The following is a 15,316-nucleotide window of genomic DNA, read 5'->3' as shown; positions in this document are numbered from 1 at the left end:
CGCGCCCAAGGGGCTGCCACGCCCTCAGATCAAAGGCAGCACCCGCGAGAGCAAAAGCGCCACCAGCAAGCCTGCCACACTGGCCGCCGTCAACACCACCGTGAAGGATTGCAAGGTCTGCTTTTCGCTGAGCCCCGCAAGACGGCTGACCACCCAGAAGCCGCTGTCGTTCATCCAAGAAAGCACGAACGAGCCGCTCCCGATCGCCAGGAACACGTAAACGCGGTGATAGGGCAACGGCGGCCCCGTCACCAAAGGCTCCATCATCGCGGCGGTGGTCAACATGGCCACCGTGGCAGATCCTTGAGCCGCCCGGATGACCGCCGCCACCAGCCACGCGAGCAGCACGAGGTTCAAGTCGAGCCCCGCGGCCAGCGCTTGCACAGCCTCACCCACGCCCGCGTGCCTCAACATGAAGCCAAAGGCCCCTCCCGCGCTGGTGATGAGGATGATGACACCCGCCGTTTCCAGCGGCGGTCCCATCCGGTGGCCGAGCTCCGACAGACGGACCCCACGCGCGTGCATGAGCAGCCACGCCCCCAGGAAAGCACCGAGCAGCAGCGCCACGTTGCGGTTGCCCAGAAACAGGAGCCACGTCGAAAGCGCGGACCGCGCCCCGGGCAGCGCGGCCACGGCCGAGCCGGCCCCGATGAGGACAATGGGCACCAGCACGGGCATGAGCGCGAACCAGAAACGGGGCAAGGTCAAAACGGCGTCGGGCTCTTCCGCCGCCGCAGGAACCTCCACGACCACACGACGGGCCACGAAGCGGCTGGCCAGCCAGCCTGCCAAGAGAGGCCCAACGCCCGCGGCCAGGCCCACGACGATCGTGAGCCCCACGTCCACGTGCAGGCTGCCCGCCATGGCCAGCGGCCCGGGATGCGGGACGATGAGCGCGTGCGTGACCGTGGCGCCGCAGCAGATCGCCATCACGTAAAGCAGGTAATCCCGGCCCGTGCGGCGGGCCAGGGCCTGCGCAAGCGGCACGAGCAGCATGAAGAAGGTGTCGAAGAAGATCGGGATCGACAGGACGTAGCTGGCCACGAGCAAAGCGAACCCCGCCCGCGCTTGCCCGCACAGCGCCACGAAGCGACGCACCACCGCATCGGCGGCCCCACTTTCGCCAAGGCACATGCCGATGAGCGACGCCAGGGCGATGGGCAGACCGATCTTGCCGCTCGTCTCTCCCATGTGCTGGGAAAGAAGATCCATGGCTTCGAGCCACTTGTGGCCGCCCGGGGAAAAGCGCGCCGCCGGGGTGGCCAGGCCCACCAGCGCCCCCGCCAGGACCAAGGAGACGAAGGCATGCAGGCGGGCCACCGTGATGAGCCCGATCACGGCCGCCATGCCCAGCAACAGGAGCCAAAAGGGCGCGTAGACCGCGAGGGACGAAGACATGCACGCGCAGACTAGACCGGGCGCGCGGACGGCTTCAACCCTGCTGACCGTTGAGCGGGCCAGGGCCTCCTCGGGGATCACGCTCATCGCAACGATGCGGTTGTCGCGGAGCCACCGGGTGCGGTGCGCGCGCGCACGCCTGCACACCGGCCTCGACAGGCCCCTTTGACGTGGACATTGACGGCCACAGCCCCTCACGACAACGTGGCACGTCGCCTCACGACGCCCCGCTCGCCTATCGCCCCTGCAGAAAAAAAAACGTGCCCTCACTTCGTTTCTTCTCAAAAGCTCTCCTGCTTGCCTGGTTGTGGTCAGGCATCGCCGCCGTCTTTGGCGGCGGCTGCGCGCACCCTACGCCCGAGCTATTCGCCCAGTTCCAGCGCCCTGATGCCGACGCGCGCCCCTTCGTGCGCTGGTGGTGGAACGGCGGCCGCGTGACGGAAGCGGAGCTCTTCCGCGAGCTCGACGTCATGAAGGCCGCTGGCATCGGCGGGGTGGAGATCAACACGATTGGCATGCCCCCCGGCGCCACGCCCGCATCGCTCGCGCGCTACCCCCGCTCACGCGTGGCTCGGACCTTCGTGGGCACACCTGGTGAAGGTGGCCGTGCAGGAAGCCCATGCCCGCGGCATGACGGCGGACCTCATCGTGGGCTCGGGCTGGCCCCTCGGGGGGCGTTTCCTCACCATCGACCAACAAACCCAGCGGGTACGGTTGGTCAAGCGGGAGGTGGTCGGCCCGGCGGTGCTGACGCTCTCGCGCGAGGAGCTCGCCGCCCCCGATCCCACCCGCCGGGCCCGCGATGAAGTGCCTCCGGCCCGGCAGGAGCTCGTGTTCCTGCGGCTTTTGCCTGGAGGTGCCCTCGCCGGGGCGTTTCAACCCGGCGCCGAGGCCCTGCCCCCGGCAGACCAGGCGACGCTGCGGCTCGAAATCCCGCCCGGTCCTCACACCCTCTACGTCGGCTTTCGCGAGCAAGGCTTCACACACGTCAAGCTCGGTGCACCTGGCGCGGACGGCCCCGTGCTCGACCACTTCAACGCAGACGCGGTCAGGCACTACCTGAACGAACTCGCCACGAAGCTCGGGCCCGCGCTGGGCGGCAAGCTCGGCAACGGGCTTCGCGCATTGTTCATCGACAGTCTGGAGCTGGACCACGCGAACTGGACGGGCGACCTGCCCGCCGTCTTCGCGCAGCGACGCGGCTACGACCTACGCCCTTACCTGCCCTTCGTACTGGATGCCGACGTCGCTTCTGCCGAGAGCCCCTTCATGCGTGACGTGCGTCGCGCCCGCCACGACTTCGTGCGCACGCTCGTCGAGCTCTTCGAGGAGCGCTTCCTCGCCACGTTCGTAAGCTTTTGCGAAGCCCAGGGCGTGTTGGCCCGCGTTCAAGCCTATGGGCGCGAGACCCATCCGCTACACGGAAGCATGCGCGTGCCCCTGCCCGAAGGCGAAACGTGGCTGTGGCACGACGAAAAGAACCCGACACGGATTCGCGTGGAATCCACGGTCGTCAACAAGTACGTGAGTTCCGCGGCACACCTGACGGGCAAAGCCCGCGTGAGCTTCGAGGCGATGACCAACGCCGTGCCCGTGTTCCGCGAGACCTTGGCAGACTTCAAACAGGGGCTCGACGCGTCCCTCTTGGCGGGGCTCAATCACCCGATTCTCCACGGCTTCAACTACACGCCTCCCGACGCCGGCTTTCCTGGATGGGTCAGGTTCGGCTCGTACTTGAACGAACGCGTCCCCTGGTGGCCCGCCTTCCGCCACTTCGCGGACTACGCCGCCCGCCTGGGCTCGGTGTTGCGCGCCACCAAGCCAGAGGCCCAAGTAGCCGTTTTGGCACCGAGGGCCGACGAATGGGCCCGCTTCGGCATGCTGTATCAGCCCTTTCCAGAGACCCACTACCCCTGGTACCAGTACGCCCTCGCCAGCGCGCTTGCGCACGCAGGCTACGGCAGCGACTTCGTGAGCGAGCGCGTCCTCCAGGACGCACACATCGTGGAGGGGCGGCTCACGTATGGGCCGCAAAGCTACGAACTCATCGTGGTCGAGCACGCCACGTCCCTCGAGCCGGACACCGCTGAGGTGCTGGTCAACTTCGTCGCGCGCGGGGGCCGGGTGCTCTTCGTGGGTCAGCCGCCTGTCGAGGCGCCCGGGCTGCGGGACGCCGCACGGCAAGGCGCGCGGGTGAGCGCTGCGCTCGCGTCTCTTGCGGCCCAACGGAACGGACGTGTCCACGTGGTGGAGGCCCCGGACGAGAGCCAGGGCTACCCGGGGCTCGTCAGGTGGGTGCAGCGCCACATGGTCGCCACCGGGATCAAGAGCCCCGTAGAGCTCTCGGAGGTCTCACCGCAGGTGGCCCAGATCCACCACCGCGACGAGCGGCACGATCTTTTTTTCTTCGCGAACCTCGACGTCGATGAGGCCCATAGCTTCGAGGCCCGCTTTCCCGCGGCGCGCGGACAGCCGTGGCGCTGGGATCCCGAGACAAGCCTGCGGCAGCCCTATCCTCACGTCCGCGAGGGACGCGTGGCGATCCATCTCGCGCCGCAGACCTCCTTGCTCCTGGTGTTCCAAGCCGAGGCGCCGCGGGGTGAGTTCGCGTCCGGGACCTGGCCCGCCCCCGGCGATCCGCCGCAGGGGGTCTCGCAGACGCCGCTTCGAGGACCTTGGACCGTTGCGTTCCACCCGGCAAACCAAGGAGCGCCGTTTACGCGCACCTTCCCCACGTTGATCGATCTCAGCCAACAGCTGGACCCTGCGCTCGCGGCCTTTGGGGGCGTTGCGATCTACACCACCCACGTCGAGGGGCATCATGGCAGCGAAGAGCTGATCCTGGATCTGGGCGCGGTGCACGCGGTGTCGGAGCTCATCGTGAATGGTCAGCCGCTCGGCATGCGCTGGTACGGGCGGCACCGCTACGCGCTTGGCACACATTTACGCCCGGGACCGAACACGATCTCCGTGAAGGTGTCGACGGGGCTCGCAAACCTCATGAAGGCAAAAAAAGACGATCCCGCGGCCCAGCGCTGGGCGCATTGGTTTGCGCCCCTTCCCACCGGGCTTTTGGGCCCCGTCACGTTATCGCAGAGCGAGCCGGCCCCCTGAAGCCGGAACGCCCCTCAGGGTCCGCCGGCCGCCGCGCGGCTCTTTGCAGGCCTGCCTTGGGGGGCGATGCGCATGACGAAGCCGCCGTACCCTCGCAGGGCAACCTCCAGCGCGTCCGTGGCCGCACGCACGTCCGTACGCGCAGAGAAGGTGCGATCCGAGTCGCCGTCGCTGATCAAGGTCACGTCGTAGCGGGCCTTGCCCCCCACGAACGCCAACGGCACCTTCACCGTCGAAGGCTGCGGCAGACCACTGATCCCGCCCACGTACCACACCCGCCCCTTGCGGCGCGCGATCACGGCTTGCTTGCCGGGATGACCCGCGAGCAAGCGCACCTCGTCCCAGGCCACGGGGACCTCTTTCAAAAACGCCTTGGGGGCCTCCGGCAAAGCGTCGTAGGCCTGATGGGAGTCGGCGAAATGCTGGAGGCCCGACTCGAACACCACGGAGAGGGCCAGCTCGTGAGCGTTGGTGGTTTTGTGAGGGTACTTCGAGTCCGAGAACGTCACCGGTGTGTAGTCCATCGGCCCCACCACGTTGCGCGTGAAGGGCAATATGGTGTTGTGCACGGGCGCATCGTCCGGAAACGTGCGGCTGAACTTGTAGGCCTCGGCCCCCTTGACCGCCTCGTGGGAGAGCAGGTTCGGGTAGGTGCGGGACCAGCCGCGCGGCAACGTACAGCCGTGGAAGTTCACGACCAGCTTGAACGCGGCCGCGTCCTCCAGAATGTCCTGGTACTGCGCGATGGTGCTTTGCTTGTCGCTTTGGAAAAAGTCCACCTTCATGCCCGCGATGCCGGCCTCGGCGATGGCCTTCATCTCCGCGCGGCGGATCCGCCTCTCGAACATGAGATCGCGCGGCGCCTCGGTCACCCGGTTGTGCGGCCCCCCGGAGTTGTACCAAAGCAGAAGCCGGACCTTCTTCGCCCGGGCGTATGCGGCGAGCTTTTTCCAGTCGCCGTTTTGCATCTCGCCCCAGTTGGCATCCACCAGGAAGTACTCCCAGCCCATGCGTGCGGCCAGGTCGATGTAAGGCACCATCAAGGCATAGTCCTTGGGGCTCGGGCTATCGGCCCACCACGACCAGGCGGCGCGCCCGGGCTTGATCCACGAGGTGTCCTTCACCCGTGAAGGTGCGGCCAGATGGGTCACCAGATTGGACGCGACGATCGTATCGAGCGCATCCCCCACCATGACGATGCGCCAGGGCATCGCCCACGGCAACACGGAGCGCGGCGCCACGGCCCCCACGCCTGAACCCTCTTCGGCCCGGGGCAACCGCACCCGATAAAGCCCGCCTTCGGGAGACAGGCGCGAGGCCGCGAAGCTTCCGTCGAGGCCGGATTCGGTCAGCAAGACCCAGCGCGCGCCCACCTGGAAGAGCGCGGGGAAGCTAAAGCCCGAAGCGGTGGGCGCAGGCGTTCCGGCAGGCACATCGGCTTTCCAGGTCGCCTCGTAGGCAGGCCCCCAATCGGTGGGCTCGTCGTGGGGAAGCAGGTAGCCCCGCGCGGTGGCATCGAGCCGAAAGGCCGTGTCCTCGCCGGTGACCTCGAAGAACCCTGGCTTCGCTTCGGGGAAGCGATAGCGAAACGCCACGCCATCGTCGTAGGCGCGCAGATCCAACGCCAGGACGTTGCCTCCCTCACCGAGCAAGGTCACGGTGGTCTCCTCGCCGTGGGCGCTCACGTCGAGAGCCTTGCCGCTCGACAGCTTGTAGCGTTCGCGCACGGGCCGGGATCGCGCGCCCTTCCAGGTGAGGTTCGTGACGAAGGACGTATCGAGACGCCGCACCCCCAGAGGCGACCACGGCAGAACCGCTTCGTGCTTGCCCTTGTCACCCCGCTCGACGCGGACGTAGAGCCGCTCGCCCGCGGCCAGGCCGGGCGTGCCCGCAAAATCAGCCAGCACGACCGCGATGCGGGTGCGTCCGTCCGGCGACGTGGCGCGGGCCACGGAGGGACGCGGCAGCTCCTCGAGGGCCGGCTCCCGCGCGCTGCGGACGAGGCGCAACGCCAGTTCGGAACGAGCCGGTCCCTCGAGCTTCGCCAGCCCCCCTGCGTGCACGTGGCGGCTCGTCGCCAGGCTCTCGCCCGTGACCGGGTCGAGCCACGTGACGTCGTACGCGCCGAAGGGCAGCGCCAGCGCGAGGCGCATGGGCCGTGCGGGTTCACCCGCGGCGCGGGCCAGGTAGAGCCCATAAGCGCGGCCCGCCGCGGCCAGGACCTGCACGCCCGCAGGGGCGCCGCCTTTGACCAGGCCCTCATCGGGACGCATGTGCACGAGGTCTTCGCCGAAGCCCCGCAAAAAGCGCGAGAGGACCCCGAGCTCCGCGCGGGAGGGGGCCGCAGCCGCCGCGGGCAGGGCCGGGGCGAAGTGGCCAAACGCGCCGCCGCCCGCCAGAAGGAACGACCAGGCCTGCCGACGCAGGGACGCTTCGTCGCTACCTGCGCGCCCCGCCACGTCGAACCCGAAGACCCTGGCGAGACCGGCGTTCATCGCGATCGCTGCGGGTGGACTGGCCTCGTGAAAGTCGAACACGGACACGTTCGGATCTGGCTCGGAGATCGCCACCGCGCGGCGGGCCACGTTCTGTGAGACGAGCGGCACACGCCCGCCGCGTGGGCCTTCTTGCAGGATCAACGCGGCCACCTGTTTCTGCCATGCCAACGAAGCGGCGTCCGCCGGCGTGGCGAACGTCTCCTTCGCGGGCCGGTCGAGCCACGGTTCGCTCGCAAGCTCGTAGATCACGTTGTCTGCTTGGGCCAGCGTACGCACGGTCTGCCGCACGAACGCCTCCTGGTATTTCCAGAGGGAGCCGTTGTCGAGCGTGTGAACCTGTTTGCGCTCGACCTTCCCGACGCCGTTGACGTTGTTGCCGGCAAACAGGGGACTCGCACGCCAGGCCGCCTCGTCGTCGAGGGCCGAAAACAGCGTCACCTTCACGACGATGTCGCGCTGGGCCGCCTCCGCCACGAAACGCGCGAGCCGGTCGAAGTGCGCGGGGTCGAAGCGGGCCAAGTCGAACTTGGGGCCACCGTCCGCGCTCCCCGGCTGGGTGCTGCGGGCCCAGGGGGCCGCGATGCGCTCCGCGGAAGCCCCCTCCGTGTGCGGTGCTTCGCCCGCGAAGACACGGGTGTAGTTGAGGCCTTGCGACACCAGCGCGTCGAGCTCGGCCTTCACGTCGAGCTCCTGACCCAACGACACGCCCTCGTGCGCACCGGCTCCTACGAGCACGGTGGGCACGCCGCGGAAGCGGAAGAGCCGGGGGTTATCGGGGTGCAGCGCCAGGCCTGGGGGAGGCAACGCGGCCCCCACGGGGCCGGCCCCAAGAGCCATGAAACCAACCGCAAACAGGGCCGCCCAACGGGAACGAGACGATACGCCAGCGAAAACACGAGGAAAGGGCATGAGGACTCCGGCAAACGGCTTAGCCCACAATCCCGCGGAGGCGCAACCGCAACCCGCCCACGGGGCCCTTTGGGCCGCGCGCGAGGCGGCGCTGGCCACACCGGGCTTCGATACCGCCCACGCGAGCCCCGCGCGTGCCGAACGGCCCAAATTGTGCGATACCACCCCGCGCCCGTGCCCGACGCTCCGATAGGTCCCCCCCCACCCGCCGCGCAAGCGCGGGGCCTCACCGCCTTTTTGCGCCGGTACGGCCCCGCCCTCGTGGCTTCAGCGCTCCTGGTGCCGCACGCGCTCTATTTCAACTTCGTCAACGACGACGCGTACATCTCCTTCCGCTACGCCCGCAACCTGGCCGAGCACGGGCAGCTGGTGTTCAATCTGGGCGAGCGGGTGGAGGGCTTCACCAACTTCCTCTGGACGGTCCTGCTGGCGGCCGCGATGAAGCTGGGTGCCCACCCCGCAGACGCCTCGCGGGTGCTGGGTGTGGGCTTTGGCATCGGGGGTCTCTTCGTGGTCAACCGCCTGGCGCTGCGCCTGGATCAGGAACGTCCGCACCTGCGGCACGCCGTGGCGCCCGTTGGCTTGGCGCTCACCAGCGCCTACGCCTGCTGGTGCATGGGTGGCCTCGAAACGCAGATGTTCACCTGCCTCTTTCTGCTCGCCACCGCCGCGTACCTGGCCGAGCGCGCGGCCCCTATGCGCCGCCCCTCGAGCGGTGTGTGGTTCGCCCTGGCCGCCATGACCCGCCCCGAAGGCGTGCTGCTCTTCGGGCTTGCGGGACTCGACCGAGCGCTCGGGTGGGTGGCCGCGCGGCGCCTGCGCCCGTCACGGCAGGAGCTCTTGTGGGTGGCGTCGTTCCTGGCGCTCTTCGGGCCGTACTTCGCCTGGCGCTGGTGGTACTACGGCTTCCCCTTCCCGAACACGTTTTACGTGAAGTCGTCGGGAGGCACGGGCGCGCTGCCGTGGGGGCTTTATTACCTGCGTCGCTTCGCCGAAGACCACACCGTTCATTTTTGGGCTCTGCTTACCTGCCTGGGATGGCCGCGCGCCCGGGACGAGGCCCGCACACGCCTCTTTCGCTTCGGTGCCCTGGTGATCGCCGCCTTCGCCGCCTACACCGCAAAGGTCGGCGGCGACTTCATGGGGCTTTACCGCTTCGTGCTGCCGGTCGTGCCGCTGGGCGCCTTGATGGGGCAAGAGGCGCTCCACACCCTGGGCGCGCGGCTTTCGGACTACCTGGCGCGCCCGGTGCAGCGGGCCCTGGCGTTGGGCTTGCTCCTTGGCCATGGCGTGGGCCAAGCCAAGGTGTCCCACGACGGCATGAACATCATCGGGGCTGACCGCGGGATCGACACCCCCGGGTACCTCGCGCTCTACGCCGAAGAACGCATCCCCGTGGGCCGCTGGTTCGCCCAACACGCACAGCCCGACGATCTCATGACGGTGGGCGGCGCCGGTGTGATCCCCTACTACGCGGGCATTGCCGCCTACGATGTGTTTGGCCTCGTCGATCGCACGATCGCCCACGATCCCACCATGACCGTCTCGCAGCGGCCAGGGCACCAGAAGTGGGGCTCGGACGCGTACATGCTGTCACGCAAGCCCACGCTCATCACCCACCATTACAAGCTGCACGCCCGCGCAAATGACAACGCGGACCTCTGGCGCGCGCGAGGCTACGAGTGGGTGACCGCCACCATCCCGGGCCTGTCCGATCCGCCGCTTTACAGCTTTCTCAAGCGCATCGATCGCGCCTTCGGACCCTTCCCGGCCCATGCGACGGCCGCGCCCTGAGGGTCAAAGCCTCACACCCAGCGCTTCGAGCTGCGCGTCCACCTGACCGGCCCAGCCGCGGTTGGCGGCCGGGCTTGCGGGGCTCGGGTGCAGAATGCAGCCCACCTGCAGGTCGAGCCCCTCCAGGGCCTCGCGCGCGCGCGTTTCGGCGAACGCACCCACCCCGATGACCCAGGTCGGCTTCCACAGAGCCACCATCTGCCGAAGGGCGCGATCGCAGACCTTGGTGACCGCCTGCCGTTCGGCGGCCGTGAGCTTGTCGGGCGTCACGTTGCGCCCCGCTTCGTCCATGAACACCAGGGGGCAGTAATTCACCACGAAGGCGTGCCGGAAGAAGCGGGCGGCAGAGCCAAAGCGCGCACGCGCCCAGCCCCAAAAGCGCGTGCCACTCACTTCGCTGCGCCGGCACGCAAAGCCGGTCACGGGCCGCTTCGGGTGCTCCGGGTGCGGACGCAACACCAGACCCTCGGCGCCCGTGCCCAGGCCCAAAAAATCTCGCACCATCGTCACGTCCCCGAAGGGCACGCCGGTTTGGGCCATGCCAAAAGGGCCCGGGTTCATGCCCAGGAACACCACCCGCTTTTGCCCTTGCCCGAAGCGCTCCAGGTAGGCCGCGTGAGGCGCCCAGGCGTAGACCAGCGGGTTGTAAACGAAAGCGACGGGCGGAGCGAAGGCAAGCTCGTCCACCGCGCGCGCCAGTTTGCGGCTGATCTCGGTCAGGCTCATGACGGCCCGGGTCTTAGCGCGCGGGCTCTCCGCTCGACAGGGCCCGCCGGGGCATCAGGCCCGGGCGGCGTGAGGCGGACAGGCGCTTCGCCTCAGCGGAGCGCCTTCCACCGCGGGGTGAACCCGCGCCCGCCAAGGGGGGGCGGCTCGAGGGCCAGGATGTAATCGACCCTCCTGTTCCGCGCCTCATCGCTGCCGTCGGGCGTGGCCACCGCCAAGGCGCGCTCGCCGAAGCCCTCGAACGCAATCGGAAGGCGCAGGCCCTTTTTGCGGAAGTAAAGCGCGATCGCCTGGGCGCGGGCCAACGACAGCTTCAGGTTGTGCGCGTCGTCTCCCACGGTATCGGTGTGTCCCGCCACGAAGAGCGTGACGGCCCCCAGCGTGCGCGCGCGCACGAGGGCCTCCTCGATGGCCCGCAGGCTCGCCTCGAGCTTGGGGGCCTGGTCGGGCAAGATATCGGCGCGATCGGTGGCGAAGCTCACCTCTTCGTGCGGAATGCGTACGGCCCAGGGCAAAAGCGACACGCCGGTGAAAAAGCCCTGGGTGTCGGTGGCCTTCAGATCGATGCGGCCCACGTCGTCGCCCCCCGGGAAGCTCACCTCGAGCGGCACGCCGGCCTCGCTGTGCGTGATCGCGTGGCGCTGTGTGCGTGCGGTGGCCCCCGGGGCCGCGCCATGAACGGTGACCTCGACCTCGGCGAGCGCGCGGGACGCAGTCAGCCACAGCCGGCCCGCCGCGAGGTCCAGCCGGCCCCGGTCGACGTCGAGCTTCAGGGCTTCACTCACCTGTGTCTCGAAGTCGAGCAGGCTCGTTTGCGGGCTTCCCCCCCTGGGCGAGGCGACGAGTTCCCCCGTGTACCGGTGCGTGCCCGGGGCGCCATCGAGCGCGACGCGGGCGGTTTGCCCTTTGCGCAGGGAGGGAAACAAGCGGCGCACGATCTTCCCGTCGTCGCGGGTCAAGGCAAGCCTGACGGCGGCCAAGGGCTCGCGCGCCTCGAGCTCGACGAAGGGCTGTTGCCCCACCGGCACCTGCGAGCCGTAGCGCACCGCCACCGCAGAGCCCTCGGCACCCTGCACGAAGGGCAAGGCCCCGAAGCCGAGCCCCACCGCAAAGGCCAGACTTGCCACGGCCCACCTCGGTCCTCTCGTCACGGCATTACGCCCCATGAGCTCGATCATGAAACCGCCGGAGGCTCGAAAACAACTCTTTTTCCCGGCGCGTGCCCCCGGCCAAAAGTCAAGTACGGCGGGGGCCGCGCTTCCTGCGGGCCTGGCGGTCCTGTATGCTGCCAAGCCATGTTGAACCCTAGCATTCGGCGATCTCTGGTGGCCCTCGTGGGCCTGGCGGCGGTAGGCCTGGCCACGGCCGCCTGTTCGAGCAGCAGCGAACCTTCAGACGAAGACGAAGATGATGGCGGCAACGGCGGTAGCTCGGGTGGCCAGTCCGGTGGCTCGGGTGGCAAGTCCGGAGGCTCCGGCGGCCAATCCGGTGGCTCGGGTGGCCAAGCCAGCGGCACGGGCGGCGGCAGCGGCGCGCCTGACAATGGCTGCGACGATCTGAAACCAAAAACCGGCACCCTCGCGGGCACCATGGCCCTGCCGAACGTGCTGCTCGCCGAGGTGGCCCCCGGCGAAGGGGTGGTGCTTTACAACACCACGAACGCGGACATCGAGCTGACCGACGAGAACTTCTTCCTTTGCGCGCAGTTTCAGTACAGCAAGGCGGCCAAGGAGCTGGCGGGCGGCGCGACCAAGATTCCGGCCCGCGGGTACTTGAAGCTGAACTGGCCCACGGAGTTCACGCTCTCGAAAACCGAGGGGGGTGAGGTGGTGCTCTACAGAGACGCAAGCTTCTTCTCGGCCTCATCCGTGCTCGACTACGTGTGCTGGGGCAACCTTCCCACCGGCAACCAGAGCCGCAAGACCAACACGGCAGGCGGCCGCAACGAATTCACAGGCGATTGCGCCCCGGCCCCTACCAACGGCACCATCCTGCGCAAGCCAGACACGGCGGGCGAGACGAAGGACGATTACGACGCCACGGCCGAAAAGAAACTGAAGAGCTGCCCCGAGTAAACGGAGCGGCTGCGTTCGGCACACAGGGGGCCCATGAGGCCCCCTTTTCTTTTTCGAGCGGCCGGCGGTGAGGCAGAATGCGCCCGTGGCCGTCACCGCCGTCGACGAATCTTCTTTTCCGCCGCTCGTCCTGGTTCGCCAGCCTTTCTCCAAGGCGGCGCCCGTGGACTTCGAGGCCGCGGTGGACGAGGGGCTCTCCCGGCTGCCGGCCCTCGCCGGCCGGCGCATCGCCGTGGGCGTGGGGAGCCGCGGGATCAGCAACCTGACCCGCGCGGTCGGCGCGCTGCTGGCCGGCTTGCGGGCCCGCGGCGCCCTGCCCTTCCTCGTGCCCGCCATGGGCAGCCACGGCGGCGCCACGCCCGAGGGGCAAAGGGGCGTGCTGGCCCACTACGGCCTCACCGAAGCCAGCCTGAACGCCCCCGTCGTCGACAGCCTGGACGTGGACGAGCTCGGGCGCACCACCAACGACATGCCCGTTTTCTTCTCGCGCGCCGCCCGAGAGGCGGACGGCATCATCGTGGTCAACCGCATCAAGCCCCACACGGACTTTCGGGGCGCGTTTGGCAGCGGGCTCGTCAAGATGCTGGTGGTGGGCCTCGGCAAACACAGGGGTGCGGGCACCCTCCACCGCGCGGCCGCACGCTTCGGTCACGAGCCCGTCATGCGGGAAGCCCTGCGCGTGATTCTGGAGCACACCCCCGTCCTGGGAGGGCTCGGCTTGCTCGAGAACGCGCGGCACGACACCCAGCACGTCGAGTTCGTGCCCGCCGCGGCGCTCGCAGAGCGAGAGGCAGTTCTGGTCAAGCAGGCGCACGCGCAGATGGCGCGGCTTCCCTTCGAGACACTCGACTTTCTCGTGGTGGACCGCATAGGCAAAGAGCTGAGCGGCACCGGCATGGATCCCAACGTGGTTGGACGAGGCGTCAACGGCTACATCTCGGCCCTGTCCCACGTGCCTGACTACCGCCCCGTCATCCGCCGCATCTTCGTGCGTGACCTCAGCGAGGAGACCCACGGCAACGCTTCGGGGATCGGCATGGCGGACTTCACGACCCAGCGGCTCGTGGACGCCATCGACCGCCACGTGACCTTCACGAACTCGCTCACCTCGTTGTCGCTGCAGTCCTCGAAGATCCCCATGCACTTCCCAAGCGACCGCGCCGCCATCGCCGCGGCCCTCTCGACGCTGGGCGTACCCCTCGAGCAAGCCCGTGTGGCTCGCATCCGGGACACCCTTCACCTCGAGGTTCTGGCCGCCTCCGAAGCCGCCCTCGCGGACACGCCGGGCCTCGAGCGGCTCGGGCCCGCCTCGGCGTGGGCTTTCGACGCCGAGGGCAATCTGCCGCCGCTTTCCGTTGTGGCTCCCCCAGCTCGAGAGGCGTCGTGACCCGCGCGTCGGCCGAAGACGCGGCACATCCAGCGCAACCGCGGGGTCTCTACGTGCTCTTCGGCGTGGAGATGTGGGAGCGCTTTTCGTACTACGGCATGCGTGCGCTGCTCGTGCTCTTCCTGGCCAACGCCGTCTCCGGCTTCGGCTACAGCCAGGAAGACGCCATCGCGGTGTACAAGTGGTACACGACCGCGGTCTACGTCACGCCGCTTCTCGGCGGCTACCTCGCCGACCGCTACATGGGCACCCACCGCGCCCTGCTCGTGGGGGCCGTCGTCATCAGCGCGGGCCATTTCAGTCTCGCCCTCGCCACGAAGCCCACGTTCTTCGTGGGGCTTGCCCTCATCGCGCTCGGCACGGGTTTTTTCAAGTCCAACATCTCGACCATGGTGGGCCAGCTCTACGACGAGGGGGATCGTCGCCGCGACGCCGGGTTCACCGTCTTCTACCTGGGTATCAACCTGGGCGCCGCGCTTGGGCAGTTCGTCTGCGGCTGGCTCTCGGAAAGCCCCACCTTCGGGTACCACTACGCGTTCGGGGCGGCGGGCGTGGGCATGCTGCTCGGGCTTGCGCAGTACGTGCGCGGCAAGCGCAAGCACCTCGGCCCCATCGGCGACGTGCCCGCGCGCAGGGCCACCACCGCCGAAGCCACGAAGGCTCCCGCCCCGCCGCTGACGAAGCTCGAGCTCGAGCGGCTGTTGGCGGTCGTCATCCTCGCCCTCTTCAACGTGGTGTTCTGGGCGGCGTTCGAGCAAGCGGGCTCGTCGATGAACTTTTTCGCTTTGAGCCGCACCGATCGCACCCTCTTCGGGCGGGAGATCCCCGCCCCTTGGTTCCAGAGCGTGAACCCCGTGGTGATCGTGATCTTCGGGGGCCTGTTTTCCTGGCTGTGGACCTGGCTCGGACGCCGGGGCCGCGAACCGAACACCCCGGCCAAGATGGGGCTGGGCCTGATTCTTCAAGGCATGGGCTTTGCGTTCATGGTCGTGGGCGCGTCCGCCTCGGAGGGAGGACAGCTGGCAAGCCCCGCATACCTGGTCTTGGCGTATGTCTTCATCACCTGGGGAGAGCTGTGCGTGTCACCCGTGGGGCTCTCGATGGTGACGAAGCTCGCTCCGGCGCGCTTCGCTTCGCTGCTCATGGGGTTTTGGTTTCTCACCACGGCCCTTGCGAACTTTTTGGCAGGGCAGCTGGCCGAAAGCACCACGCGCATCGCACGCGGAGACCTGTTCAGGGCCTTGGGGGGCCAGGCCGATTTCTTTCTGATCTTCGTGGTGGCCTCGACGGCCGCAGGGGTGCTGCTGCTGCTCGCGAGCCGCCGGCTCACCCGCATGATGCACGAGGGCGACGTGCCATCGCCGAGCTCCCACCGTTGACGAACGCCACGAACTGCTTCACGAATGTGTTCCCGA

General features: G+C 68.5%; 9 protein-coding genes. 5 read left to right on the top strand and 4 right to left on the bottom strand.

Annotated elements, in window-relative coordinates; translation table 11 throughout:
- Positions 1–24: 24 nt before the first annotated feature.
- Positions 25–1,398, bottom strand: a complete 1,374-nt coding sequence (locus KA712_03515) for a GntP family permease (GenBank protein ID MCG5052007.1) — start codon at positions 1,396–1,398, stop codon at positions 25–27.
- A 594-nt stretch (positions 1,399–1,992) separates the two neighbouring features.
- Between KA712_03515 and KA712_03510 the strand changes: the two genes are divergently transcribed.
- Entirely contained in the window at positions 1,993–4,512 is a 2,520-nt protein-coding gene (locus KA712_03510; protein MCG5052006.1) for a hypothetical protein, read from the top strand.
- Positions 4,513–4,526: 14 nt separating this feature from the next.
- Here the strand turns inward: KA712_03510 and KA712_03505 are convergent, their stop codons facing one another.
- Positions 4,527–7,847: a glycoside hydrolase family 97 protein gene (locus tag KA712_03505; GenBank protein MCG5052005.1), complete on the bottom strand. Its 3,321-nt coding sequence runs from the start codon at positions 7,845–7,847 to the stop codon at positions 4,527–4,529.
- A 246-nt stretch (positions 7,848–8,093) separates the two neighbouring features.
- Between KA712_03505 and KA712_03500 the strand changes: the two genes are divergently transcribed.
- Positions 8,094–9,713, top strand: coding sequence for a hypothetical protein (locus KA712_03500; protein MCG5052004.1), 1,620 nt, complete (start codon positions 8,094–8,096; stop codon positions 9,711–9,713).
- Between the two features lie 3 nt (positions 9,714–9,716).
- On the opposite strand, the gene KA712_03495 is transcribed toward KA712_03500, so the two are convergent.
- Positions 9,717–10,439, bottom strand: a complete 723-nt coding sequence (locus tag KA712_03495; GenBank protein ID MCG5052003.1) for a single-stranded DNA-binding protein — start codon at positions 10,437–10,439, stop codon at positions 9,717–9,719.
- A gap of 92 nt (positions 10,440–10,531) precedes the next feature.
- Positions 10,532–11,566 carry an OmpA family protein gene (locus KA712_03490; GenBank protein ID MCG5052002.1) on the bottom strand — a complete coding sequence of 345 codons (1,035 nt, stop codon included), beginning with the start codon at positions 11,564–11,566 and terminating at the stop codon, positions 10,532–10,534.
- 168 nt (positions 11,567–11,734) lie between these two features.
- Here KA712_03490 and KA712_03485 point away from each other — a divergent pair, with 168 nt between their 5' ends.
- From KA712_03485 to KA712_03475, 3 genes are all read left to right on the top strand, one after another.
- The gene (locus KA712_03485) at positions 11,735–12,514 is read left to right on the top strand and encodes a hypothetical protein (GenBank protein MCG5052001.1); all 780 of its coding nucleotides are present in this window, start codon (positions 11,735–11,737) and stop codon (positions 12,512–12,514) included.
- 85 nt (positions 12,515–12,599) lie between these two features.
- Positions 12,600–13,901, top strand: coding sequence for a nickel-dependent lactate racemase (locus tag KA712_03480; GenBank protein MCG5052000.1), 1,302 nt, complete (start codon positions 12,600–12,602; stop codon positions 13,899–13,901).
- Positions 13,898–15,280, top strand: coding sequence for a peptide MFS transporter (locus KA712_03475; protein ID MCG5051999.1), 1,383 nt, complete (start codon positions 13,898–13,900; stop codon positions 15,278–15,280). The genes KA712_03480 and KA712_03475 overlap by 4 nt, the downstream gene beginning before the upstream one ends.
- Positions 15,281–15,316 lie beyond the last annotated feature (36 nt).

This window comes from Myxococcales bacterium, from assembly GCA_022184915.1.
Taxonomy (GTDB): domain Bacteria; phylum Myxococcota_A; class Polyangia; order Fen-1088; family Fen-1088; genus JAGTJU01.
Note: the sequence above shows the minus strand (reverse complement) of the source record. Positions and strands in the feature narration are given on the sequence as shown.

Bases quoted from the DNA above. Each gene is read 5' to 3' on its own strand.
- KA712_03515 (MCG5052007.1), bottom strand. From the start codon at position 1,398: ATGTCTTCGTCCCTCGCGGTCTACGCGCCCTTTTGGCTCCTGTTGCTG.
- KA712_03505 (MCG5052005.1), bottom strand. From the start codon at position 7,847: ATGGCTCTTGGGGCCGGCCCCGTGGGGGCCGCGTTGCCTCCCCCAGGC.
- KA712_03495 (MCG5052003.1), bottom strand. From the start codon at position 10,439: ATGAGCCTGACCGAGATCAGCCGCAAACTGGCGCGCGCGGTGGACGAG.
- KA712_03485 (MCG5052001.1), top strand. From the start codon at position 11,735: ATGTTGAACCCTAGCATTCGGCGATCTCTGGTGGCCCTCGTGGGCCTG.